Source organism: Streptomyces sp. NPDC047042 (genome assembly GCF_040644035.1).
In the GTDB taxonomy this organism is placed as follows: Bacteria; Actinomycetota; Actinomycetes; order Streptomycetales; family Streptomycetaceae; genus Streptomyces.
Genome location: NZ_JBEYVP010000023.1, coordinates 69,289 through 94,099 on the forward strand (window position 1 = coordinate 69,289; position 24,811 = coordinate 94,099).

The following is a 24,811-nucleotide window of genomic DNA, read 5'->3' on the forward strand; positions in this document are numbered from 1 at the left end:
GGAGCTCCATGCGCCACCGCCCCCAGCAGGTCTCGCTCTCCCTCACGACGGCGATATCGGTCCTCGCGGGGCTGGCCACGGCCACCGTCGGCCTCACCGGTCTCACGGCCTCCGCCGCATGGGCGGACAGTACGGCCGCGCTGCCGCTGACCCAGTACGCGCACATGCTGGTCGACACCGCTCACCAGCACATCTACTTCAGCCAGGGCGCGGGCTCGACCGGCATCCTGGTGACGGACCTGTCCGGCACCCCGGTGACCACCGTCACCGGTGAACAGGGCGCGACGGGCCTGGCCCTGTCCCCCGACGGCGGCACGCTCTACGCGGCCCTGAAGGACGGCGACGCGCTGGCCGCGATCGACACGACGACGCTGACCGAGACGACCCGCGTCCCGACGGGGACGGGCAGCGCGCCGGTCTCGGTGGCGGTGGCGGGCGGCAAGGTCTGGTACGGGTACACGAACCCGGCGGCGGACATCAAGGGGGCCATCGGCTCGGTCGACCCGACGGACGCCACGCCGACCGCAACACCCCAGCCGACGATGAACATTTGGGGAGTCGCGCCGATCCTCGCCGCAGGTGGCGGCGTCCTCGCGGCGGAGGAGCCGGAGCAGAGCCTCAGCCACCTGGCCACGTACGACGTCTCCTCCGGGACGCCGACGGTGAAGGCGAACACGTCGCTCTACGGCGGCACGGCAACCGCCCTCCAGGTGACGGCGGACGGCACCCGGCTGCTGTTCGCCGCCCCCGAGCAGCCGGTTGTCCAGGCGTACGACACGGCGAGCCTTCTTCCTGCCACCCGCCGCACATACGGCACCGGCGGTCTCAACTCCGCCCCGAACTCCGCCCCGAACTCCGTAGCCGCCGACACGGACGGCACGGTCGCGGCGGGCTCGGCCTCGGGCCTGTATCTGTACGCCGGTTCGAACCTCCCCGAGAATCAGCTGACCTTCCCGGCCTCCACCCTGGCCCCGGACGGCCTGAAGTGGTCCTCCGACGGCGCGACGCTCTACGCGGTCACCAAGGACTCGACAGGCGCCTACACGCTCGACGTCCTCAACAACGCCAAACTCACGGACACCGAACTCGCCCTGGACAGCCCGCAGTACGCGGTCCCCACGCAGCAGTTCCGGTTCACGGGAACCCTGAGCACGAAGGGCTGGCTGCCGGCCGGCGCGGCCCTCCAGGTGACCCGGGACGGCGAGCCGCTGCCCGACGGCACGGCCACGGTCGGGACGGACGGCACGTTCGCCGTCACGGACACCCGCCCGGACGAGGGCGCGTACATGTACGAGGTGACGTACCCGGGCGACGCGACGCACCGCTCGTCGACGGCGTCGCTGACGGTGCACGTGGCGAAGCTGTCGACGACGATCCCGTTCCCCGAGGTGACGTCGGCGAAGCCGGACGCGGTGGCGTTCACGGGCTCGCTGATCAGCTCCCTGAACCAGGGCACCCTCCCCCAGGGCGCAACGGTCCAGGTCTCCCGCACGAACGAGGACACCCAGCAAACGGCCCCGCTCCCCTCCGTCCAAGTCGACCCCGCCACCGGCGAGTTCAAGGTCGCGGACGCCCCGAACGCCGCCGGCGTCTTCACCTACCACTTCTCCTACGCGGGCGACACGACCCACGAGGCGACGTCCTCGGACGCGAGCGTCCAGGTCTCCCCGTACGCCCCGGCCCTGACCCTGAAGGCCCCGGCGGCGGCGACGCGGGCCGCCGCGTTGACCTTCACCGGCGCGCTGACCGACGCCCCGTACGCGAGCGGCGAGACGGTGACGGTGACCCGTACCGACGCCGCCCACCTCACAACTCCCGTTCGCTGGACGGCAGTCGTGGGCACGGACGGCAAGCTGACGATCAAGGACACGCCGACGATCGGCGGCACGAACACCTACACGGTCGGCTATCCGGGGGACGCCTCGCACCAGGCGGCGAAGGCGTCGGCGACCGTCCAGGTGTCGCGGGCCGCGACGACGGTCTCGGTGGCGACGAACGAGTCCACCTTCAACTACGGGTCGACGGCCACGGTCACGGCGCACCTGGGCACGACGCACAACGGCCGTACGGTGTCGATCTGGGCGACCCCGGCGGGCGGTCAGAAGACGCTGGTCAAGACGGCGGCCGTGGACACCAGGGGCAACCTGAACGCCACGTACAAGCTGACCCGCAACACGACGTTCACGGCGTCCTTCGGGGGCGACTACCTCTACGCCCCGAAGTCGGTGACGCGGACGGTGTACGACCGGGTGGGCATCGCGACGAGGCTCGGCGGCTACTACGGTACGACGACGTACGGCGGCACGACGTACCGCGTCTACCACCACACCGCGAAGCCCCAGGTCGTCGCCACGGTGACGCCGAACAAGTCGAACCAGTGCTCCTACTTCCAGGCCCAGGAGTACTACGGCGGCGCCTGGCACACGCTCACCACGTCACCCTGCTTCTCGATGACGGCGGACAGCCAGGGCGTGACCTTCCTGACCCTCACCAACGCGGTCAACCAGAAGTTCCGGGTGCGGGCGGAGTACGTGCACAGCGCCAAGGACACGACGAACGTGAACACGTGGGGCGGTTGGCTGTATCTGACGGTCAGGAACTGAGGACGCCTGCCGGTACGCGACCGTCGGGCAGGATGGCCTCATGACAAAGCTGCCCGAACGGTCGACAGGTCGCGCTTCCTCAGGTTCTTCCTCAGGTTCGCTGCTGTCGTTGTGGTCGCAGGACTCGGTGCTGTCGATCGGCTCGGTCGGCTCGGTGCTGTCCGTGGGGTCGGTGGGTTCGGCCCTGTCGATCGGCTCGATCGGAAGCGCCCTGTCCATCGGCTCGATCGGCTCTTCCCTGTCCCTGATCTCGATGGGGTCGTGGCTGAGCACGGGCTCGGTGTTCTCGGCACAGTCGAGGTGGTCGGTACTGTCGTGGCGCTCGTCCGGGGGGTTCCTGGCGGCGGGGGCGGCGGCGGGGGTGGCGGTCGGCGGGGGCTTGCTGCTCAATGCCGTACGGAATCGGGGCTGTCGCTGAGCGAAGCGACAGTGACCGCTAGGACCGCGTCGCCCTCCTGCACTCGTCCCCGGCGGGGGCGTCCTGGCCGACCGGTGTGCTGCGGTCGTACGGGTCCATTTCCGGGCCGGTGTCCTTGGACGACTGGGGGGCCTTGTCGAAGGGTGGGGTCAGGTAGCCCGTGGGGGTGCCGCAGCCGCCGTTGGTCATGTCGTACTTGTACGAGACGACCGAGAACGTGCCCGGCTCGGTGACCACCTCGGCGGGGTCGTCCCAGCTCATGACCAGTTCGCGGCGGACGATCGTGCGCACGATCTCGGCGTCGTCGCCGACCGCGTCCGCGCGGGTGACCGGGTACACGAAGGTGACGTCGGCGGTCACCTCGAGCGCGCCGTGCTCGCCCTCCCGGTAGGTGAGCAGGCCCCGGGTCTTCACGATGTCGCCGACCAGGCGGGTGCGGGAGGGCTGGAAGCGGCTGAAGAGGAGAAGGGGGTCGCTCTTCTCGCCGGGGGTGCGGAAAGCGGTTTTGAGAAGGTTCTGTACGTCCTTCTGGCGGGGGTTGATCAGCGCGATCGCCTTCTCGGGGCGCTCGCCCCGCAGCACCCCCCGGTCCAGGTTCGACTCCACCAGGAAGTCCCGGCTGCGGGCCAGGGCCCGCTCGACCTCGGCCTTGCTCATCCAGCCGACCGCCCTGGCCTTCGGCACGGCGATCCCCGCGACTCCGTCGGCCCAGCTCGCCGCCGGTGAGCCGCGGAACGGCTCGTCCACGGTGGGGCGTTGGGGCGCCACCGTCGGGGGTGCCTGGGTCGGGCGGGTGGTCTCGGCCGCCTGCGTCGGGGCTGCGGGGTCGTCACCGGCGAAGAGGTCGAGTATTCGTCCCGGCGCGAGCGCCACCACGAGCAGCAGCACCGCGGCCAGCAGTCCGAGCACGTACCAGCCGGTGCGTCGTTTGGGCGGCGCCGGTGTGTGGCTGCGCCAGCCGTCCGGGGCGCGGTCGGGCTCCGCGCGCAGCCGCTTCGCCACCTCGCGGGCCCGCGCCGACGGCTCCTTGGGCGCGTCGGCGGTACCCTCCACCGACTCCCGCAGAAACCGTTCCCACTCCTCGTCGGACTTGGACGAGCCGTCCGGTTCTCTGTCCCCGCCCATCCCCAACCCCCTGGCAGTCGACGGACCGTGGCTCGGCCTCACCGTCGTATGCGTCCGCATGATGGCACAGCACGCCGACAGCGAGGACGGGTGGGCGGAGGGGGGTGGGGCTCCGGCCCATTCCAACTGGGCGGCGGGTGCGCTCAGTTGCGGGAACCGTTCAGCGGACGCGGCGCCGGGATCACGTGTCCTCCAGGCCTCGCGTCCGACGGATAGAACTGCCCGTACCACCGCCGCAGCGCCCTGATCCCCTTCTCGTGCGGAAGCAGCACCGGGCGGGCCTGGTGGATCTTGTGGTCCCAGATCTCGACCTCCTCGCGCACCTCGCCGAGGGCTTCCACGCGGAAGGCGAGTTTGAGGGCGGGGGTCAGCAGCCGGAACGGGAAGCGGGACGGTTTGCGGACGTAGTACAGCATCCGGAGTGCGCTCGTGCGGTCGTCGATCGGGGTGGTGAGGGCGACCGCCGTCACCGACAGGACGGGGCCGTGCACGCGGACCACCATGACACCCGGGCCGTACATGAACGCGTCGAAGGTGTTGTCGATGTCCCAGCGCAGGACGCGCCGGGCGATCCTGCCGCGGGCCTCGGCGTACGGGCCGTCCTCGCTCCAGTCCTGGACGGGCGGCTCGCTCTGTCCGTGGATGAAGTGGAAGTGGGACTCGTCGACGATGTTCTCGCGCATCTCCTGTACGTGGATGCGCGCCCGGCAGGTGTCGTCGATCGGCGCCGCGTAGTCCTTGGACTCCGTCTCGGGGATCGCGGGAACCTCCCACGCCGGTTCGCCCGGACCGGCGTACACGAGGACGAGCCCGCTGTGCTCGCGGACGGGGAATCCGCCGAGGGACACCTTGGGGGTGCGGGCGGCGAAGGGTGCCTCCACGCACTTGCCGTCCGTACCGAACCGCCAGCCGTGGAAGGGGCACACGACCGTGCCGTCCACGACCTTCCCGCCGGCGCCCAGGTGTGCGCCGTAGTGGGGACAGTGCGCGTCTCGGACGGTCGCCCGACCGTCGGCGCCCCGGAAGGCGATGAGCGCCCGGCCGAAGTAGTGGAGGCTGACGACCTTGCCCGGCCGCAACTCGGCGCTGCGGAGCACGGCGTACCAGCCGTACGGAACGATCGGCATCGGATACTCGTCGGCCCGTGGGTCGCGGGGGAGTGAGCGCAGGTCCGGGATGCTGTCATGACTCCGCCATAAACGCATGTGGCGATGTTAGACGAGTCGAGCCGATCTGATCAGTGGGCGTAGCGATCAGCGAGTGGGTGAGGAAGCCGCTGGCCGGTCATATAGATTTCTGTATATTCTGGCTGCGTGAGTGGAATGTGGCCGATCGAGATTGAGCCGGAGGTCCGTCAGTGGCTGGAATTACTCTCGGACCAGCAGTACGACAAGGCCGAACGCGCGGTGGACATGCTTGCGTCGCAGCCGACCACCCTCGGGGAGCCGTTCTCCCGGCACCTCGGAGGTAAAGTGCGTGAGTTGCGCTTTGTCATGGACGGGAACGCGGTGCGCATCACCTACTGGCTCGCCCCGGAGAGACGAATCGTGCTTCTGACTGTCTTCCGCAAGAGTCGACAGCGTGAGGAGGCCGAGGTCGGTCGCGCTCGGCAGGCACAGAAGGTGTGTGAAGGGGAGCACGGTCCTGCCGAGCACACCTACGACCGGAGCAGGGAGGAACTGTGAACCACTCCAAGTGGAAGACCAGCCGGACGCGGAAGCTCCTGGGGGAGCAGATCGTGGAGAGCTCCGCGTATGTGGAGGCCGGTTACGCGTTTGCTCTTGCCCAAGCCGTCCATGACCGCCGTACGGAGCTCGGTTTGTCGCAGTCCGAGTTGGCGCGGCGGGCAGGCATGACCCAGCCGCAGATCTCCCTTATCGAGGGCGGAGATTCCGTACCCACCTTGCCACTGCTCACCCGGCTGGCGAAGGCCATGGACGCGTCGCTGACCATCGACCTCGACGGTGATCAGTCCGCCTTCGTCTTCACCGCCCACGACAGCGGCCGGCCGGACGACCTGTCATTCGGCGGACGGTCCTCGGTGGCCTGAAGAGGCGCTGCCTCTGTTTCTGAAGGGTGACCTCGCACCAATTCAGTGCCCCAGCCCCGCACCCCCGTCCACCGGAATCACCGCACCCCGCACATACCCGGCATCCGCCCCCGCCAGGAACGCCACCGCGTCCGCGACCTCGTCCGGGCGGCCCAGGCGGCCGGCGGGGGTCTGGCGGAGGAGGGTGCGGCGCTGGTCGGGGGTGAGGGCGGCGCTCATGTCCGTTTGCGTGAGGCCCGGGGACACCACGTTGCAGGTGATGTCCCGCGGTCCCAGTTCACGGGTGAGGGAGCGGGCGAAGCCGATCAACCCCGCCTTGGACGCGGCGTAGTTGGTCTGGCCGGCGGAGCCGTGCAGGGCCGCCGTGGAGGAGATGAGGACGATACGGCCGTGACCTTCGCGGAGCATGCCGCGCACCGCGCGCTGGGTGACCCGGAAGGCACCCGTGAGGTTGGTGTCGACGACCGAGGTGAAGTCCTCCTCCGTCATCCGCACCAGCAGACGGTCGTTCGAGGTGCCCGCGTTGGCGACCAGGACCGTCACCGGGCCGTGTGCCGCCTCGGCCTCCGTGAAGGCGCGGTCCACCTGCTGACTGTCCGTCACATCGCAGCGCAGGGAGAGGAATCCCTCCGACTCCGCCGCGTCCGCCATCTCCGGGGGTTTCTCTCCCCGGTAGGTGACCGCGACCCGGTCGCCCGCCCTCGCGAAACGCCGGGCTATGGCCAGCCCGATCCCCCTGTTCCCGCCGGTGACGAGGACCGAGCGAGGCGTCGCCTGCTCCATGATCACTTCTGCCTCCCGGGGCGGGTACGCAGGCCCGCCACCGACACCGCGAAGCCGACGAGGGCCAGGGCGGCGATGGAGAGGGTGGCGGCGTACATCGCGTCGAGGAACGCGCGGTCGGCCGTGGTCGCCAGTTCGGGCAGGTGAAGGGACTCGGCCAGGGAGCGGGCCGCCTCGGCCGACGTGCGGGCCTGGGAGGCGAGGGGCGGCGGCAACTCCCGTACCGCTGTTGGTAGTTCGGAGGAGTCGGACATCCGGGACCGGTACACGCCCGAGAGGATCGAACCGGCCATCGCCACCCCCAGCGTGCCGCCCACCTGACGGGTGACGCTGTTCAGCGCCGACCCCGCGCCCGCGAGCTGCGGCGGAACCCCGCTCATCATCACGGCCGTCACCGGCGTACCGACCAGGCCCATGCCGAAGCCCTGGATCCACAGCAGCGCGGCAATGAACCAGAGGGGGGTGCCGCCGTCCAGCCAGGCGTACGCGATGTAGGTGACCGCCGTGGCCAGGACACCGGCCGCCACCGTCCAACGGGCCGTCAGGCGGCGGCTCATGGCCGGGGACGCCTGGCTGCCCAGGACGATGCCGACCGCGGCGGCGATCATCACCAGACCGGCGTCGGAGGGGGACAGGCCCCGGGGTCCCTGGAGGTAGAAGGCCGCGTAGAACAGGTGGCCCGCCAGGGCCATGAACGCGATCAGCAGCACCACGCTCCCGGCCGCGAACCCCGGCTGCCGGAACAGCCGTACGTCCAGACTGGGCGCCGGTGACCTGCGCTGGGCCGCGACGAACGCGGTCAGCAGGGCGCCGCCCAGGAGGAGGGGGAGGAGGACGTGGGAGCCGTACCAGGTACGGCCGTTGCCCAGTTCGATGATCCCGTACACGACCCCGCCGAGGCCGGCGACCGACAGGGCGAGACCTGGCAGGTCCAGCCGTCTGCGCGCCGGGCCCCTCAACTCCGGTACGAACAGGGCGACTCCGGCCATGCACAGCAGCACGATCGGCACATTGACCAGGAACACCGAGCCCCACCAGAAGTTGCTGAGCAGCGCCCCGCCCACCACCGGGCCGACCGCCACCCCCAGGCCGCTGGACGAGCTCCAGATCGCGATCGCCCGGGTGCGCTTCTCCGCAGGGGTGCTCTGCACGATCACCGAAAGCGTCGCCGGCATCAGCAGCGCGCTCCCCGCGCCCATCACGGCCCGCGCCACGATCAGCCAGCCCGGCGACGAGACGAAGGCCCCGGCTCCCGAGGCCGCGCCGAACAGCGCCAAGCCTGCCAGGAGCGTGGACCGGGGGCCGAAACGGTCGGCCAGCGCGCCGCCCGCGAAGAGGGCGCCTGCGAAGACCAGGGTGTAGGCGCTCGCCACCCACTCCAACTCGCCCGAGGACGCGCCCAGTCCGTCGGCCGGGTCGGCAAGGGTGGTGACGGCGACGTTGAGGACCGAGGTGTCCAGCCAGATGAGCATCTGGGCGCAGACCACGACCAGGAGGACGCGCCACGACGACGACCGGGAGACCTCCCCTCCGGCACCGGCCTCGCTGACCTCGCTCGCTCTCACTTCACCCATCGGACGACGCCTCCGATGCCCTCGATACCTTTGATACCTGCGATACCTGCGATACCTTCGAAGCCTTCTATGCCTTCGATGCCGGTCATTCCTGGCCCAGTCCGTCGCGCCAGCTCGGCCGCAGCGGCTTCCAGCCGAGTTCCGTACGCGCCCGCGCGTTGGACGCGCCGGCCGCCGAGGTGAGCTGGTGGGCCATGTACCAGCCGAGCAGCCGGGGTGCCATCGCCGCCGGGATCGTGCGCGGCGGCGGGGCGTCCAGCGTGCGGGCGAAGTGGGGTAACCACTGGGCGGCCGGGGCCGGTTCGTCGTCCGTGATGTGGAAGGCGCCGCTCACCTCCGACTCCACGGCCGCCACAGCCGCCCCCACGGCGTCCTCCACATGCAGGAACGAGGTGACCCCGGCCCCGCCCTCGGGCAGCGGCAGCTTCCCCGCCAGCACCCGCCCCGAAGTCCCGCCGTCGGTACGGGCGTACGCGGTGCCGGGGCCGTACAGCGACCCGTAGCGCAACACCAGGCCGCTCAACTCCGGGTAGCCGTGCAGGACTTGGGTCTCCAGCTCGGCGACCGCCCGTACGGTGGCCGCCCAGCCGGGGTCCGGGGCGTCCACGTACAGCGGGGCGTCCTCGTCGACGACCGTGTCCCGGGTCGGGGCGGCGGCGAAGGCGATGCTCTGTGCGACCAGGCGCCCCGCACCGGCCGCACGGGCCGCCGCGAGCAGGTTGGCGGTGCCCTCGACGCGCAGCCTCGCGGTCCGCGCGAAGGCCTCCGGCGGGTCGTCGCGCAGCAGCCGCAGCGCCGACAGCTGATGGACGACCACGTCGGGGCGTGCCTCCGTGGCGGCGGCCGACAGTGCCTGTGGGTCGAGAGCGTCGGCGACCATGACGGCGTCCGCTTCCGGAGCGCGCGCCCGGGACTCCTCCCGTACCAGCGCGGTCACCTGGTGGCCGCGCGCCCGCAGCGCGCCCACCAGGGGATGTCCGACCACTCCGGTGGCTCCGGCGACAAGTATCCGCACGGCGTTCAGTCCTCCATGTCGGTGTCGGTGTCGTTGTCGGTGTCGTCGTCGTGGGTGAGGGGGGTGCTTACGCGCATCAGCAGGCGGCAGGCCTTGTCGCCGTCGCGCAGGCAGGTCTCGGCGCGGTTCTCGGTGAGGGTGACGCCGAGGCCCTCGGACCAGCCCGCGTGGATGTCGGTGCACGGGCACCGGTAGCCGTCCAGCGAACCCGCCATCCGCACCATGGTCACGGCGAAGCTCCGGCGGAGCGTGAGGACGATCAGACCGTCGTCGTCGGTGACCTCCTCGACCTCCGTGGAGGCGTTCCGCAGTTCCTGGGGGAACATCCGGTCGCCGCACTCGTCGTACCGGCGGCGCAGTTCCTCCAGGTCCTTGTGGGTGTCTCCGGTGGCGGGGAGCGGTCCGGAGAGGCGGCCGACGCGCTGGGCGACATGGGTCGCGACCTTGCGCAGCGCCTCGGCGTTGAGCTCGTTCGCGGCCTCCTGCCCGAACCGGCTCGCCACCCCCTGGTACCAGTGCGCGTCGTGCTGCCACCACAGCCGGTAGGCCTCGCTGGCCCGGGCGCGGTGATTGACGTCCTCGGGGCCCGTACTGCCCGTACTGCCCGTGCTGGCCGTGCTGGCCGTACTGCCCGTGCTGCTCGCACCGCCCGTACTCATCGCTGCTCCTTGGCGGCGAAGCGGTCGCGCATCACGCGTTTGAGAACCTTGCCGGTGGCGCCCTTGGCGACGTCGTCGGGCTTCATGCGCAGGGCGCGGGTGACCGGCGGGAACCCGGCGGCCCGCAGCACCGAGTTGACCCGCACGGTCAACTCCCCTTCCTCCTCGGTCACTTCGTCGGAGAGTTGGAGCAGCGCGTACGCGTCCGCCACCCCGTCGCCGTCCCAGTCGGCCCGTACGCCGTCGTCGGCGACCCCGACCACCGTGCAGTCGGCCAGTTCGGGCAGCTCGCGGAGGAGGAGCTCCTCGGTACGGGTGCTGAAGACGACGCCGGCGCGGGTGCGGATGGCGTCCGGGGCGCGGTCGAGGTGGTAGAAGTTGCCGTCCGCGTCCTGGTGCGCGAGGTCTCCGGTGAGCCAGTAGCCGCCGAGGCGCATACGGTTCCAGGTCAGTGAGTCGTTCCAGTAACCGGGCGTGAGAGTAGGGGACTTGAGGCCCAGGCGGCCGATCTCGCCGGGCGGCAGCGGGGTGCCGTCCTCGGCGAGTACGGCGGCCTCGGCGAAGCTGATCGGCCTGCCGACGCAGCGGGAGTACGCCGAGGTGTCCTTGGTGTGCCGGTTGTGGAAGACGGAGTAGCCGGCCTCGGAGGAGCCGAGCCCGTCGACGAAGACGGACCCGTCGACCCGTACGTGCCGCGGATCCCCGCCCGCCCTTTCGACCGTCTGGTGGCTGCCGTGCCGTACGAGGGCCCGGATGTGCGCCTCGTGGGCCGCGTCCCCGGTGTTGAACCACACCTGCACGCTGGACAGGTCGCGGGCCGACAGGTCCTCGGCGGCCATCTCACCGAAGGTCCCGGCGAACGCCAGCACGGTGGTGGGCCTGAACTCCTCGATGGCGTCCAGTACTTCGGTGCCGCGCTGGCTGGAGAGGAGTTTGATGTCGGTACGCAGGAGCAGGCAGTACAGCAGCGTCGCCACCATCGCGTTGTGCGCGCCGGGCAGTCCGACGAGGGTGCGTTCCATGTCGGTACCGGTGGAGTAGCGCAGCCGGTGCAGCTGCGCGTACATCAGCGTGCGGTGGGTGTGCGGAACTCCCTTGGGCATACCGGTGGTTCCGGACGAGTGCGAGATGAGCACCGGGTCGGTCGGGTCGTGACGGTACGGGTGGGAGGGCGGCAGGGCGGCGCGGTGCTCGGGGCGGATGTCGGCGGCGGTCGCGCAGAAGCGGAGTCCGGAGGCCGGCGAGGCTGCCAGTACGTCGTGGTGCTCGCGGTCCGTGAAGGCCCCCACGGCGCCCTGGCGTCGTACGTACTCCCGCGCGATGTCCGGCGGGAGGTTGCCGTTGACGAACGAGGGGATCGCGCCGAGGGAGGTCAGCGCCAGGAAGTTCACCGCGAACTCGGCGCTGGAGTAGGAGTGGATGGCGACGGGGTCGCGGGGCCGGACACCCTGGGTGGCGTACCAGCCCGAGTAGGCCTCGACGTCCTCCCGCAGCTCCCCGAGGGTGAGTTCGTGCGGGTAACTGCCGTCAGGGGCATGCCAGTTGCCGTCGGTGCGCAGGACGACCTCGTCGAGTGGACGGTCGTACACCGCCAGCCGGGCCAGGATGTTGCCGGCGCCCAGTTCGGTGTCGTTGCAGATCCGGGCCCGCTCCTGCCTACTGATGAGCATGGGTGGGGGTCCTCTCCATCTCGTCCGACTCGGTACGTGGATCGGCGTGGGCGGCGGCCAGCGCGAACAGGGCCTGGATGGTGCCGACTTGGGCGGCGGCGCCGGTGCGCTCGATCGGCACCTGTGTGCTGGGGGCGTCGCCGGGACGGCCGAGGAGCATCGCCGCCGCCAGACCGGCCGACTCGGGGAGATCGGGGAACGTCAGCCCGTGGTCCGCCTCCAACTCGCGGTGCAGGGCGGCCACGCGCTCGCCGCCGCCGAGTTCGACGCCCAGCACCAGGACACGGTCGAGCTCGGGATCGTCCAGCAACACATCGGCCATGGACAGGAGTTCGCCCAGTGGGTCGTCGAGAGTGGAGATGCTGAACATCTGTCCCGTGATGCCGAACTCCCGACTGATGTGCCCCAGCACGGAGTTGGCGGTCGCCTGCATGAAGAGCAGGGGGTTGTGGACCCGCCCGGACACCATGCGCCGGCTCGCCAGGTCGGCGGTGGTGGTGTCCCCCGCGAGGCTGGCCAGCGCCACGGCGGTACGGGCGCCGTCCCCCGGGTGCCCGGTCAGACACCTCGCGCTCACCTCGTACGCCAGCGGACTGAACGCCGACTCGACAAAGCCGGGCAGCTTCGGCAGCGCGATGTCGCCGTCCTGGCCGGTGCCGTGGGTGGCGGTGGCGGCGCCGAGCACGGAGAGGGAGGCACGGGAGGACGAGGGGGAGGAACGGAGAGAGTTCTCGTCGGTCGTGGTCACGGCCGCTCCAGGAGGAGTGCGGTGTTGGCGCCCCCGAAGGCGGCGTTGACGGTGAGAGCCCGGCGCGCGTCGACGCGGCGCGGCTCGTTCGGTACGTAGTCGAGGTCGCACTCAGGGTCGGGGGCGCCGTATCCGGCGGTCGGCGGGAGTACGCCGTCCAGCAGGGCCAGCATCGTGATGACGAACTCCACGACACCCGCGGCTTCCAGGAGGTGACCGGTGGTGGACTTGGTCGAGCTGACCGGTATCGACTCGGCCCACTTGGGGAAGGCGGCGCGCAGGCCGCGTGTCTCGGCGCCGTCGTTGTACTTGGTGCCGGTGCCGTGGGCGTTGATGTAGTCGAGGGAGGCCCCGTCGGGGTCCCCGGCCATCCTGGACGCCTGTTGCGCGGCGCGGGCGAGACCGGCGCCCTCCGGGTGCGGCTGGGCGATGTGGTGGGCGTCGCCGGCGGCGCCCCAGCCGACGACCGAGACGAGCGGCCGGGCCCCGCGACGGCGAGCGTGCTCGGCGGACTCCAGTACGACGGCCGCGACCCCGTCGCCCAGCAGCAGCCCGCTGCGATCGGCACTGAACGGCCGCACCACGCCGTCCCGCGACAACGCCCGCCCGGAGTCGAACTTCCCGAAGGTCTCCTCCTCGACCAGATACCCACCCGCACAGAGGGCGACATCGATCCGCCCGGAGGAGATCAACCGACAGGCATGAACAATCGCGGCAGCGGACGCCACACAGGCATTGGTAAAGGCAAGCCGGGGCCCGCTGACCCCCAGTCCGTCCCCCAACAACGCGGCAAGCCGAGCAGGAACAGCATCGGCGAACCTGTCCAACTCCGGTGCGGACAGCGCCCCTTCAGGGGCGCGGGGAACTGCGCGACCAGCCACAGACGGCCCGCGCCCGACACTCGACAACTCACGAGGTACAGAATCCCCGGCGCCCCGCCAGTACCGGGTAACACTCCGATGATCCCCGGCAACCCCCACCAGCACAGCCGCCTCGAGACAACCCCCCAACCCAGCCATCCCCAACGCCTCACCCCCACACCACCGAAGCGCATCCCGCAAGGCCCACCCCTCGACCCCGTCGACACCATCCCCCCGGTCAGGCGCGGCAGCGGCTACCCCCGTCCGATAGGGCCCCGTATCGAACCGCGTGGTGGGCCGAAACGCCGGCACCCCCGCGAACACCCCCCGCCGCAAAACCTCCACCCCCTCCCCGAACGCGGTCTGCACGCCGTATCCGGTCACCGCGACTTCACGAGTCATGCCGGGCGCCCTCCTTCTGGGCGGTACGCAGATATGCAGTGAGCCGGCGCAGCGAGGTCATCCCGGCGATGTCGTCGTCGGAGGGCTCGACGATCAGCCCGTACCGCTCCTCCACCACATGGAGCAGCCACACCAACCCCAGCGAGTCCAGGACGAGTTCGGCGTCCTCGTCGAGATCGTCGGGCAGCCCGGGAAAGACCTTGCGGTCCGACAGCAACTCCCGCACGGAGTTGGTGGTGATGCCGGTGCCCGTGGCACCCATGCTCGTACTCATGCCTTCGCCCCACGTCGTACGACCTCGGCGACGAGCCCGCCGAGGGTCAGAGTGGCCAGGGGTTCGATGTCGGTGTCGGGGATCTCGACGCCGAAGCGCGACTCCAGGCGCAGGGTGAGTTCGATCAGGCTCAGGGAGTCGACGTCCAGCCCGCCGACGGTCACCGGACTGTCGTCGGTGATGCCGTCGCGGCTGAGCAGGATGTTCATGTCGTCGATGACCGAGGTCAGGACGAACTCACGGATCTCGTCTTCCAGGGTGGAAGTGCTCATGGTCAACATCTCCAGAGAGGGTGGAGTGAAGCGCCCCGACAGGGGCGCGGGCTGTGACATTTGCGGCTCCGCCGCGCGGGCGCGCCCTACCCGGCGGAGCGCAACAGCGCTGCCTGCCGCACCAACTTCCCGTTGGACGTGCGCGGCAGCGCATCCAGCAGCCGTACGACCCGGGGCACCTTGTAGTCGGCCAGGCGCTCCCTGCACCAGCGCAACAGGTCCTCGGCGGAGGGCGGTTCCGAGCCCGCGCGCACCGCGACGTACGCCTCGGTCATCTCCTCGTGGACGAGGACCGCCTGCTCGACGGCCGGGTGCTCGCGCAGCACGTTCTCCACCTCGGTGAGGTCCACCTTGAGGCCGCCGATCACGACGAGGGAGTCGGCGCGCCCCCGCACCACGACCGCGCCGCCCGCGTCCAGCGCGGCCCGGTCCCGGGTGTGGAGCCAGCCGTCGGTGTACTGGGCGCCGCCGGAGTCGAAGAGGTAGGGCGACTCGTCGAGGGCGACGTCCAGTTCGCCGCGCCGTACGCGGATCGACACGCCCGGCGCCGCCCGGCCGACCGAGGGGCGCAGGGTGCCGCCGACGTCGATGGCGACGATGCCGGTCTCCGTGGTCCCGTACGCCTCCCCGACCCCGACGCCGTACCGCTGGGCGAAGTCCGCCGCGACCCGCGGCGGCATGATCTCGCCGCCCGACACCGCGATCCGCAGGTCGGGCAGCGCGGGGGGATCGGTGGCGGCGGCGAGCAGTTCGAAGTGCGTCGGTACGCCGAACAGGGCGGTGATCCGGTGTTCGAGGGCGGTCCGCAGGATGTCGCGGGCGAAGACGCGGGGCGCGAAGACGACGGAGACGCCGGCGGCGAGGGAGTGCAGCAGGCCGCCGATCAGTCCGAAGCTGTGCGCCGTCGAACTGAGCAGCAGCAGCCGGTCGCCCGTCACCGGCATGCCCGGGACCCCGGCGAAGCGGTCCACCTCGGCGGCGAGGGAGCGGGCGGTCCGACCGATGACTTTCGGCCGTCCGGTGGAGCCGGAGCTGAACTGGACGAGGCGGTGCCCGGTGCCGGCCGCCTGCCCCCCTCCTTGCCGCTCGGTGACGACCTCGTACTCGGAGCGGAAACCGAACGTGGCCCGGACGTTGGAACCGGCGCTGACCATGAACTGCGGCCGGCAGGTCCCGCACAGCGCCGCCACCTCGGGCGGTTTGAGCCGGAAGTCGAAGAGCATCACCTGTGCGCCGAGCCGCCACAGGGCGAGCAGCACCTCGAGCTGCGTGAAACTGGGCGGAGTGCGCAGCCCCACGGTGCTGCCGGGCCCGATGCCGTATCCGGCGAAGACGGCGGCCTGTTTGGTCACCCGGTCCTGTAACTCGCCTCGGCTCAGCGTCTCCTGTTGATGTGTCAGGTAGGGCAGTCGGTCGTCGTGCGCGTCGAACGATTTCTGGACCAGGGCGGCGAGATCCCGCCCGGGGTCGTCGAGGTCGTCCATCGGGCCTCAGACCTCCTTGCAGAACTCGCCGATGGGCAGGCCCACATGGCGCTTGTCGGCGGCCAGATAGCCGAGCAGCTCGTCGCCGGTCTGCAACGCGGTGACGTTGAGGACCTTGCCGCCCGGGCCGAGCACCCGTACGTGCCAGTCGTCCTGCACGGTCAGGCTGACCAGCCGGCCGTCCTCGGCGTGGGTGCGGATCTCGAGGAGCGGCCGGGACTCGAGCTTCGCCCGTCCGACGACGACCCGCCGGGTGCGGCCGTCGGCACCGACCGCGAGCAGCGCGCTGCCCGAACCGACCTCGCTGAGATAGTTGGTGCGGTTGTCGGGGCCGAGCGTGTACGAGTGCAGGGCGCCCGCGTTGACCCGGAACGGGCGGGTCGGCATGTACGGCAGGGGGTGGGTCTCGCTGCAGCACAGCACGAACCCGGAGGAGTAGGAGCCGACGAGGATGCCCTCGTCCTCCTCGAAGTGGGAGCAGGTGTCCACGCAGACCCGGTCGCCGAGTCCGACGTGCCGGATGCTCTCCACGGTCAGGGTGGACAGCTCGAGCTGGGGTGTCGTCGCCTCCAGCAGCCTGGCCAGGGCGAACACGTCGTCGGCGCTGCGGGGCGTGAAGAGGATGCCGTCCGAGCCGCGCTCCAGCACGTCGAAGACGATGGCCGCCTCCTCGAGGCCGTCGACGACCGTCACGAGCTTGCCCTCGGCGGACTCGGCCGCGGCGAGCACGATCTCCAGCGGGATCTTCGTCGGGTCGGCGAAGTGGATGACCGTGTAGGGCAGCACCATGGCGCCCGCGCACGACAGCTGGAGGGTGCGGTCGTCCCGTACGTCGATGAAGCCGGAGACGGGAGTGCCGCCGGCGCGGTGGTCCGCGGCGAGGGCGTCCAGGTCGTCCTGGACGGCGAACTTCCGCAGGAGTACGTCGAATCGGCTGTCGGCGGCTGAACTCCCGGTCGGGGAAGGCGACTTGGCGTCCTTCTCCGAAGCCTTCGCTTCCTTCGCCTCCCTCGCGTCCTTGGTCTCCCTGGTTTCCCTGGTCTCCTTCTCGCTGAGTTTCCGCACGGCCGGTGCCGGGGCCGGCCCTCCCGCCGCGAGGACCCGGGTGACCGTCGGGGGCAGGGTCCCGAGCAACTCGGCGTCGGCGGCCACGACTCCCGCCATCCGGGCGTGTATCGCCGCGTCCACCACCGCCTGGAGCTGCGGACGGGGAACCTCACGCAGGTCGATCCATGCGAACCTCATGCCACTCCTGCCACGATCGTCGAGTAATTAGCCATGCGCATGTCATTCGAGAGGTCGGTGTGCTCGCCGTGTCCGCCGTGTCCGCCGTGTTCGCCGTGCACGACCGCCGAGAGCCGGGACACCAGCGCGGCGGGCGTGGGGGAGGAGAAGATCCGGCGTCCGACGGCCAGGCCCCGGCAGCCGCTGGCCATCACGGCGGTGCCGTACTCGACGAGGTCGGAGCCGTCCGGTGGGCCGCCGGCCGCGAGGACGGGAATGGGACTGTTCGCCACCACCTCGGCCATCCGGTCGACCGGCAGGGCCACGGAGGTCTTCACCATGTCCGCGCCCAGATCCGCGGCGACGTTGGCCAGATGCGCGAGAAGGGCGGGATCGCGCGGGTCCTCGATCCGGGGGCCGCGCGGATACACCATCGCGATCAGGGGCATGCCCCACGCGTCGCAGGAGCGGGCCACCGCCCCCAGGTCGGCCAGCTGCTGGGCCTCCGTGTCGGAGCCGATGTTCACATGGACGCTGACCGCGTCCGCGCCGAGCGTCAGCGCCTCCTCGACATCGGAGACCAGCACCTTCGCGTGGACGTCGGCGGAGCAGGAGGTGCTGGCGCTCAGGTGCACCACCAGCGCGCAGCTCTTCAGGATGTCCGGCGCGAAGGCGCGGGCGCGGCCCTTGTGGACGATGATCCCGTCGGCCCCGCCGGTCACGAGCGCCCGCAGCAGGTCGTCCCACTTGTCGGCGGGGACGATCGGGCCGTCCGAGACGCTGTGGTCCAGCGGGACGAGCAGATGGCGGTCGTCACCCGCGAGCGAAAGTCGCCTCAGCCGTAATTGCTTGCCGGTTTTCAGCATGGGTAATGAGCCTTCCCGGCCTGCGGGCCGTATTTGAGAAAGCTGAATCGCGACATCCGTTGCGATTCTCCGTGTCCGAAAAACGATGGTTGTAGAACTTTCAAATGAAGCGTTCATGAGCATTTCCGAGCCGCACCCCGCTTGGCAAGGTACGGCGGTAGGAAAATTAATATACGGCGCACGGAATGAATATTGACAGCAGATTGACAGCTTACGTGGGGTTGACTCCGTCTGCGCGTACTGTTCGTGCACTCTATGCGCGTTGGGGCGATCTGCCCCTGCATTGCCCCTGCATTGCACCCGCATTGCTGTGGGCTTCTTGTCGAATTTCAATTTCGATGATTAGGGTGACTTCCCTTCCCCCACAGGCCTCCCACAGGCCCCCCACAGGACCGGAAGTGACCCCCCCATGCCTGAATTACCGACATTGCACGCGTCACTGCCCTGGACGGCGAAGACCGAGGCCCCGAAGGTCGCCGTCGCCAGCCTCGTCGGCACGACGATCGAGTACTACGACTTCGCCGTGTACGGGACCGCCTCCGCGCTCGTCCTCGGCCCGGCCTTCTTCCCCTCCGGGAACCCGACCCTCTCCACCCTCGCCGCGTTCCTCACCTTCGCCGCCGCCTTCCTCTCCAGACCGCTGGGCGTCGTCCTGTTCGGCACGATCGGCGACCGGCTGGGCCGAAGACGGGCCCTGGTGGTGTCGCTGCTGCTGATGGGCGTGGCCACGGTCGGCGTCGGCCTGCTGCCCACGTACGAGACCGCCGGGCTTCTCGCCCCCGTACTGCTGGTGACACTCCGGCTGCTCCAGGGCGTCAGCATGGGCGGCGAGTGGGGCGGGGCGGTCCTCCTCGCCGCCGAGCACGCGCCGCCCGGCCGCCGCGCGCTGTACGCGTCGATCCCGCAGGCCGGCCCCTCGCTCGGCTTCCTGCTCTCCACCGCGGTCATCCTCCCCACCATGAACATCGTGGGCATGGAGGCCTTCACCGACTGGGCCTGGCGCATCCCGTTCCTGCTCAGCACCGTCCTCGTCGCGGTCGGCCTGTGGGTGCGTACGACGGTCTCCGAGTCCCCGGTCTTCACCGCGAAGGCGCGCACGCCGGAGGCGGTGTCGTCGGCGCCCCGGTTCCCGCTGGGCACGATCCTCAGGGAGCACCCCCGCCGGCTCCTGCTCGGCACCGGCGCCGCGCTCGGCGGCTCCGCCGTCTACTACCTGACGATCGTCTACAGCCTCTCGTACGGCCCCCAGGAACTCGGCATCCCCCGGAACACGATGCTGACCGCCGCGAGCATCGGCGCCGCGGCCGGAATCGCCATCACCGTCCCGGTCGCCCGGCTGTCCGACCGGATCGGCCGGCGCCCGCTGATGCTGGCCGGAGCCACCGGCTGCGTGGTGTGGGCGGTGCCCATGTACGCCTCGCTCAGCTCACGCGACGGGCTGGTGATCACCGGCGCCTACACGGTCGGCCTGATGCTCCTCGCGCTGATGTTCTCCCCGGTGGCGGCCTTCCTCCCGGAGCTGTTCCCGGCCCGGCTGCGCTACACCGGCGCCTCGGCCGCGTTCATCCTGGCCAACACCCTCGGCGGCGGGTTCGCCCCTTCGGTCGCCACCTGGCTGAACAGTCACTGGGAATCACCACTGGTCCTCGGCTTCTACACCGGCGGCCTCTGTCTGCTGAGCCTCCTGTGTCTGCTGGCTCTGCCCGAGACCCGTGATCATGATTTCGATGTCTGATGCCGGACATTGCCGACGCACAATAAAATGCACTACTGGGAACAAGGCCTCCTTTCGGTGAATTCGGATGCGGGGAGAGTTTGTTCGGCGTGTGCTCTAGCCTGACCCCGACGTCGGCAGGAAGTGCGCGCCGAGTCGCTCTCAGGCAAGGAGTTTCCGAATGGCTACTCATCGTTATAAATCCCGGTCCGCGCGATGCGGGCTGGCAGTGATGTCTCTCGGGCTGATAGCCGCCGGGGCCGCGATATTCACCCCGGCGGCATCGGCCGCCGTCTCGACCGCCGCCCTCCGGGGTGCTGATTCCGGGCGATGCCTGGATGTCCCCGGCGGAAAGGTCGAACCTGGTACCAAACTCACGCTGTGGGACTGCAATGGCGGCAGCAACCAGCAGTGGTCCTACGACACCGACGCCAAGACGCTGGGCGTCTTCGGAAACAGGTGCCTGGACAGTGAGAACAGCAGCGCCGCCAACGGCACCCCCGTCGTCATACGGGAGTGCACGGGCGCCGCCACCCAGAAGTGGGACGTCGTCTCCGGAGGCACCGTCAAGAACGCCGCCCTCGGTCTCTGCCTCGACGCGGACAACCTGGGTGTCACCAACGGCACCCCGATCCAGCTGTGGTCCTGCAACGGCGGCGGCAACCAGCGGTGGAGCGGGATCGACCCGGCCGCACCGGCCACACCGCCCACGCCGGTGGACACGGGCGCGCTGACCGCGCTGGAGAAGCAGGCGTTCGACAACGTCAACGCGCAGCGGACCGCCAACGGCTGCGCGGCACTGGTGATCGACCCGAGCCTGCAGAAGGCCGCGCACAACTACGCGGCCGAGATGGTGTCGACCCACAACTTCTCGCACACCTCGACCACCGGAAAGACCTTCGTCGACCGGGCCAGGGACGCCGGGTTCACCGGAGGAAGCGTCGGCGAGAACATCATGATGGGCTTCGCGGGCGACCCGAACGGCGTGGTCAACAACCCGACCTACGGGTGGATGAACAGCCCCCCTCATCGCGCGAACATCCTCAACTGCGGTTACACCAAGACCGGTATGGGATACGACCCGGGGAACATCGACCCCAATTACGCCGACGGTTCGTGGGTGCAGGTATTCGGCGGCTGACGCCGAGTGAGCCGGCGATGAGTCAGCTTTGAGCCAGGTGTACGGAGGCCGGGCGGCCGACGCGAATTCGACGGCGGCCCGGCGGACCCCGCACCAGATCCGCGAAACGCGGATCACGAGTGCCTTCGTCATGGCCGCCTCCTCTTCCGTCTCTTCCGTCTCTTCAGTCCCTGCCGCCCGCGCAGCCACGCGGGACCGGTGAGACCAATCTGCTGCCCCGACGGCCATCGGCACATCGGCCGAACGGCCGGGATCCGCGGACCGAAACCGCCGCTGTACTGGCCGAATGGTGGAGGAGGGGATTTCGGGCCGAGTCGTTCACCGGTCCTCCCCTCGGAAACCACCCGGTTCCTGATTCCAACCCGACGCCACTCCGGCTCGTCTCCAGGCACGAGCCGTCGCAAGCACACGCGACGGCCCCGTCCGATGCCGAAGTGTCAGGAGTTCAGGTGGAGTTACTTACGAGACCGAAACGTGCGGCGCTGGCGGCCGGGGTGGCCTCCACGGCCCTTCTGCTGGCCGGAGTGCCGGGCGCGGAAGCAGCCCAGGACACGAGCGGCGCGACCGGAGCGACCAGCGTCAGGATCGCCGACGCCGCCAAGGCGGCCGGGACGTTCGGCACGGCCAAGACAGTCAAGACGGTCACCCTGGTCACCGGTGACCAGGTCATGCTGGACGGTGCCGGGAAGGTCACCGGCGTGGTCCGCGCCGAGGGCCGGGAGAAGGTGCTGTTCTCCGTCCGGGTGATCGCCGGACACACCCAGGTCGTGCCCGGCGACGCCGAACTGCTGCTGGCGCAGGGCAGGTTGGACGCCCGGCTGTTCGACGTGACCCAGTTGGCGGCCGACGGCTACGACGACTCCCACCGGGGCGACGTACCGCTGATCGTCACCTTCCGGGGGAAGAAGGCGCCCTCGATGGCCCCGCTCACCGGGGCCGGGGCGAAGATCGGCCGGGCGCTGCCGGTCGTCAACGGCAAGGCGGTGCGTTCCGCCAAGAAGCGCGGCGCCGCGTTCTGGGACGCCCTGACCGCCGCGAACCCGGCGAACGACGGGGCGACGGAGTTCACCGCCTCCACCGCCGTCGAGAAACTGTGGCTCGACGGCAGGCGCAAGGCGAGCCTCGACAGAAGCGTGCCGCAGATCGGCGCGCCCACCGCCTGGGCCGCCGGTTACGACGGCACCGGCGTCAAGATCGCCGTACTGGACACCGGTGTCGACAAGGGCCACCCCGATCTCGCCACCCAGGTGGTCGCCGAGCAGGACTTCACCGGTTCCGCGTCCGGCGCCGTCGACAAGTTCGGCCACGGCACCCACGTGGCGTCCATCACGGCCGGTACCGGAGCCAAGGCGGCCGGGAAGTACAAGGGCGTCGCCCCCGGCGCGAAGATCCTCAACGGCAAGGTCCTCGACGACAACGGGGGCGGCTACGACTCCGGGATCATCGCGGGCATGGAGTGGGCGGTCGCGCAGGGCGCCGATGTCGCGAACCTGAGCCTGGGCGGCCAGGACATGCCCGGCATCGACCCGTTGGAGGAGACGGTCAACCGGCTCTCCGCCGAGTCGGACACCCTCTTCGTCATCTCGGCGGGCAACGAGGGCGAGGCCGGCGAGCGCACCGTCGGCTCGCCGGGCAGCGCGGATGCCGCGCTCACCGTCGGTTCGGTCGACAAGACGGACGCTCTCTCCGTCGACTCCAGCCGCGGCCCCCGGGTCGGCGACGGCGGGGTCAAGCCCGATCTGACCGCGCCCGGCGTCGACATCACGGCCGCCGCGGCCGCCGGCAGCAAGCTGGAGGAGTGGGTGCCCTCCGACATCCCCGGCTACCTCACCATCAGCGGCACCTCCATGGCGGCCCCGCATGTCGCGGGCGCCGCCGCCCTCCTCGCCCAGCAGCATCCCGACTGGACCGGCGAGCGCCTCAAGGCGGTCCTCACGGGCTCCGCCAAGCCGGCCTCGTACAGCTCCTTCCAGCAGGGCACCGGCCGTACCGACCTGGTCCGGGCGCTGGAGCAGAACGTCATCACGGAGCAGCAGCCGCTCGACTTCGGCGTCCAGCAGTGGCCGCACGGCGACGACGCTCCGGCGACCAAGCAGGTGACGTACCGCAACCTCGGTACGCAGCCGGTCACCCTCGATCTGTCGGTCGACGCGGTCTCGGTGGACGGCAAGCCCGCCGCCGAGGGCATGTTCGCCGTGTCTCCGCAGCGGGTCACCGTCCCGGCGGGCGGCGTGGCGAGCGCCTCGGTCACCGTCGATACCCGCGCCGGTACCGTCGACGGCTCCTTCGGGGGCTCGGTGGAGGCGGTCTCGGCCGACGGCAAGGTGCGGGTGCGTACCGCCGTGGGCGTGGAGCGCGAGGTGGAGTCGTACAGCCTGACGCTCAAGCACCTCGACGAGAACGGTGAGCCGGTCGGCGACGCCGCCACCACCGTCTCGCGCTTCGACGGCAACTTCTGGGCCAGCTACGCCGACGAGGAGGACGGCGAGCTCACGGTGCGGCTGCCCAAGGGCGACTACGTCCTCGACGGGGTGATCCACCCGTCCTTCGAGTCCCCCACCCACGCCATGCTGGTGCAGCCGAAGCTGACGCTCGACAGGGACACCACCGTCACCGTCGACGCCCGGCAGGCACGGCCGGTGGACATCACCGTGCCCGACGCTGCGGCCGAGAACACCGAGGCCACGCTCGTCTTCCGGCAGGAGCGGGGCGCGGACCAGCGCCCCGCCATCATCCAGTACATCCTGCCGACCTTTGCGGGCTCGCGGGTCGGCCAGCTCGGACCCGATCCGGCCGCCGGCCAGGCGTACACCGTGTTCGCCGGGGACTGGACCCGCGAGGACGCCCAGGGCCGCCCGGTCACCTACCACCTGGGCTGGAACCGCCCGGGCCGGCTGGACGGTTTCGCCGCCGACGTCAAGCGCGGTCAGCTCGCCAAGGTCGACCTCCAGGCGGGCGCGCCCGTCGACGGCAGGCGCATGCAGGTCGAGGTGGCGCCGCACACCCCCGACGGCAACCTGATCTTCACCGAGCACGACATCCGCGGCGATCTGCCGCTGCGCACCACGGACTACGTCCTCGGCAACGGCGTCAAGTGGTCCTTCCGCGCCTGGCAGGTACAGGGCGAGGGCGAGGACAAGGTCTGGGACAACTTCCTGATGCGGCTCCCGCAGACCTGGAAGGCCGGAAAGCACTACACCGAGCGGTTCAACGTCGGTGTCTCCGGCCCGTTCGCGCAGCCCGCGGACAGCCCCGGACCGGATCTGGCACTCCCCGGAGTCGTGCGGTACGGCAACACCATCAGGGCCTTCGTACCGCTGTTCGGCGACGGCGCCGGGCACTGGGGCATCAGCGACTACACGGCGGTGAGCACCAAACTGGAGGCGAACGGCAAGGAGATCCCCGACAACTACGACACCCCCGCGAGCGTGGATCTCACCGAGTTCACGGTTCCGGCCGAGGACACCGCGTACCGGCTGACGGTCGACAACTCCCGTGACCCCGAGAGGTATCCGGTCAGCACGCGCGTGCGTGCCGAGTGGACCTTCCGCTCGGCCACCACGCCCGAGGAGAAGTCGACCCGGCTGCCCCTGTCGGTGGTCCGCTTCTCGCCCGAACTGACCCTGTCCAGCACGGCGAAGGCCGGCAGGCCGTTCTCGGTGCCGTTCACCGTCGAGGGCGCGGCGGCCGGACAGCGGCCCGCGAAGCTCGCCTTCGAGGTCTCGTACGACGACGGCGCCACCTGGCAGCACGCCAAGGCCGTCGGCGGTACGCACCTGGCGCTGACCCACCCGGCCACGGCCGGCTCCGTCTCGCTGCGCGCGAAACTGACCGACCGGGCGGGCAACACGCTGGTCCAGACGATCAACCGCGCCTACCTCACCACGAAGTAGCCCGCCAAGTAGTCCTTCGGGCCGTACGTCCTGTTC

Annotated in this window: 21 protein-coding genes; 7 read left to right on the forward strand and 14 right to left on the reverse strand. The window is 70.4% G+C overall.

From position 1 onward, the window contains the following. Positions 1–8: 8 nt before the first annotated feature. Positions 9–2,603, forward strand: a complete 2,595-nt coding sequence (locus ABZ855_RS26495; RefSeq protein WP_360810872.1) for a hypothetical protein — start codon at positions 9–11, stop codon at positions 2,601–2,603. Between the two features lie 40 nt (positions 2,604–2,643). After that, on the forward strand, positions 2,644–3,021 hold the full coding sequence (locus ABZ855_RS26500) for a hypothetical protein (RefSeq protein ID WP_360810874.1): 378 nt from the start codon (positions 2,644–2,646) through the stop codon (positions 3,019–3,021). A gap of 18 nt (positions 3,022–3,039) precedes the next feature. On the opposite strand, the gene ABZ855_RS26505 is transcribed toward ABZ855_RS26500, so the two are convergent. Together ABZ855_RS26505 and ABZ855_RS26510 are read right to left on the reverse strand one after the other, a co-directional pair. Further along, a complete protein-coding gene (locus tag ABZ855_RS26505) occupies positions 3,040–4,146 on the reverse strand; it encodes a hypothetical protein (RefSeq protein WP_360810876.1) in 1,107 nt (368 codons plus the stop codon). 143 nt (positions 4,147–4,289) lie between these two features. Continuing rightward, on the reverse strand, positions 4,290–5,351 hold the full coding sequence (locus ABZ855_RS26510; protein WP_360810878.1) for a Rieske 2Fe-2S domain-containing protein: 1,062 nt from the start codon (positions 5,349–5,351) through the stop codon (positions 4,290–4,292). A gap of 108 nt (positions 5,352–5,459) precedes the next feature. Here ABZ855_RS26510 and ABZ855_RS26515 point away from each other — a divergent pair, with 108 nt between their 5' ends. Both ABZ855_RS26515 and ABZ855_RS26520 read left to right on the forward strand, forming a co-directional pair. Next, a complete protein-coding gene (locus tag ABZ855_RS26515) occupies positions 5,460–5,831 on the forward strand; it encodes a type II toxin-antitoxin system RelE/ParE family toxin (protein ID WP_360810880.1) in 372 nt (123 codons plus the stop codon). Beyond that, on the forward strand, positions 5,828–6,196 hold the full coding sequence (locus ABZ855_RS26520) for a helix-turn-helix transcriptional regulator (protein WP_360810882.1): 369 nt from the start codon (positions 5,828–5,830) through the stop codon (positions 6,194–6,196). The genes ABZ855_RS26515 and ABZ855_RS26520 overlap by 4 nt, the downstream gene beginning before the upstream one ends. A gap of 42 nt (positions 6,197–6,238) precedes the next feature. On the opposite strand, the gene fabG is transcribed toward ABZ855_RS26520, so the two are convergent. The 12 genes from fabG to ABZ855_RS26580 form a co-directional block, all read right to left on the reverse strand. Continuing rightward, entirely contained in the window at positions 6,239–6,979 is a 741-nt protein-coding gene (gene fabG, locus ABZ855_RS26525; protein ID WP_360810884.1) for a 3-oxoacyl-ACP reductase FabG, read from the reverse strand. A gap of 2 nt (positions 6,980–6,981) precedes the next feature. After that, on the reverse strand, positions 6,982–8,553 hold the full coding sequence (locus ABZ855_RS26530; protein ID WP_360810886.1) for an MFS transporter: 1,572 nt from the start codon (positions 8,551–8,553) through the stop codon (positions 6,982–6,984). A gap of 85 nt (positions 8,554–8,638) precedes the next feature. Next, positions 8,639–9,568 carry an NAD(P)-dependent oxidoreductase gene (locus tag ABZ855_RS26535; protein ID WP_360810888.1) on the reverse strand — a complete coding sequence of 310 codons (930 nt, stop codon included), beginning with the start codon at positions 9,566–9,568 and terminating at the stop codon, positions 8,639–8,641. Between the two features lie 5 nt (positions 9,569–9,573). Continuing rightward, positions 9,574–10,227, reverse strand: coding sequence for a hypothetical protein (locus ABZ855_RS26540; protein WP_360810890.1), 654 nt, complete (start codon positions 10,225–10,227; stop codon positions 9,574–9,576). After that, entirely contained in the window at positions 10,224–11,897 is a 1,674-nt protein-coding gene (locus ABZ855_RS26545) for a class I adenylate-forming enzyme family protein (RefSeq protein ID WP_360810892.1), read from the reverse strand. Before ABZ855_RS26545 ends, ABZ855_RS26540 begins: the two co-directional genes overlap by 4 nt. Next, positions 11,884–12,645, reverse strand: coding sequence for a hypothetical protein (locus tag ABZ855_RS26550; protein ID WP_360810894.1), 762 nt, complete (start codon positions 12,643–12,645; stop codon positions 11,884–11,886). The genes ABZ855_RS26545 and ABZ855_RS26550 overlap by 14 nt, the downstream gene beginning before the upstream one ends. Next, positions 12,642–13,907 carry a beta-ketoacyl-[acyl-carrier-protein] synthase family protein gene (locus ABZ855_RS26555; RefSeq protein ID WP_360810896.1) on the reverse strand — a complete coding sequence of 422 codons (1,266 nt, stop codon included), beginning with the start codon at positions 13,905–13,907 and terminating at the stop codon, positions 12,642–12,644. The genes ABZ855_RS26550 and ABZ855_RS26555 overlap by 4 nt, the downstream gene beginning before the upstream one ends. Then, the gene (locus ABZ855_RS26560; RefSeq protein WP_360810898.1) at positions 13,897–14,181 is read right to left on the reverse strand and encodes an acyl carrier protein; all 285 of its coding nucleotides are present in this window, start codon (positions 14,179–14,181) and stop codon (positions 13,897–13,899) included. Before ABZ855_RS26560 ends, ABZ855_RS26555 begins: the two co-directional genes overlap by 11 nt. Next, positions 14,178–14,462 carry a phosphopantetheine-binding protein gene (locus tag ABZ855_RS26565; protein WP_360810900.1) on the reverse strand — a complete coding sequence of 95 codons (285 nt, stop codon included), beginning with the start codon at positions 14,460–14,462 and terminating at the stop codon, positions 14,178–14,180. Before ABZ855_RS26565 ends, ABZ855_RS26560 begins: the two co-directional genes overlap by 4 nt. A gap of 77 nt (positions 14,463–14,539) precedes the next feature. After that, positions 14,540–15,937, reverse strand: a complete 1,398-nt coding sequence (locus ABZ855_RS26570) for a fatty acid--CoA ligase family protein (RefSeq protein WP_360810902.1) — start codon at positions 15,935–15,937, stop codon at positions 14,540–14,542. A 6-nt stretch (positions 15,938–15,943) separates the two neighbouring features. Further along, on the reverse strand, positions 15,944–17,182 hold the full coding sequence (locus ABZ855_RS26575; RefSeq protein ID WP_360810904.1) for a 3-dehydroquinate synthase II family protein: 1,239 nt from the start codon (positions 17,180–17,182) through the stop codon (positions 15,944–15,946). Further along, positions 17,179–18,027: a 2-amino-3,7-dideoxy-D-threo-hept-6-ulosonate synthase gene (locus ABZ855_RS26580; RefSeq protein WP_360810906.1), complete on the reverse strand. Its 849-nt coding sequence runs from the start codon at positions 18,025–18,027 to the stop codon at positions 17,179–17,181. Before ABZ855_RS26580 ends, ABZ855_RS26575 begins: the two co-directional genes overlap by 4 nt. A gap of 409 nt (positions 18,028–18,436) precedes the next feature. Here ABZ855_RS26580 and ABZ855_RS26585 point away from each other — a divergent pair, with 409 nt between their 5' ends. From ABZ855_RS26585 to ABZ855_RS26595, 3 genes are all read left to right on the forward strand, one after another. Next, positions 18,437–19,762 carry an MFS transporter gene (locus tag ABZ855_RS26585; RefSeq protein WP_360810908.1) on the forward strand — a complete coding sequence of 442 codons (1,326 nt, stop codon included), beginning with the start codon at positions 18,437–18,439 and terminating at the stop codon, positions 19,760–19,762. A gap of 160 nt (positions 19,763–19,922) precedes the next feature. Next, complete coding sequence (locus tag ABZ855_RS26590) at positions 19,923–20,882, forward strand: ricin-type beta-trefoil lectin domain protein (protein ID WP_360810910.1); 960 nt, start codon at positions 19,923–19,925, stop codon at positions 20,880–20,882. A gap of 449 nt (positions 20,883–21,331) precedes the next feature. After that, positions 21,332–24,775: a S8 family serine peptidase gene (locus tag ABZ855_RS26595; RefSeq protein ID WP_360810912.1), complete on the forward strand. Its 3,444-nt coding sequence runs from the start codon at positions 21,332–21,334 to the stop codon at positions 24,773–24,775. The last annotated feature ends 36 nt before the right edge of the window (positions 24,776–24,811 follow it).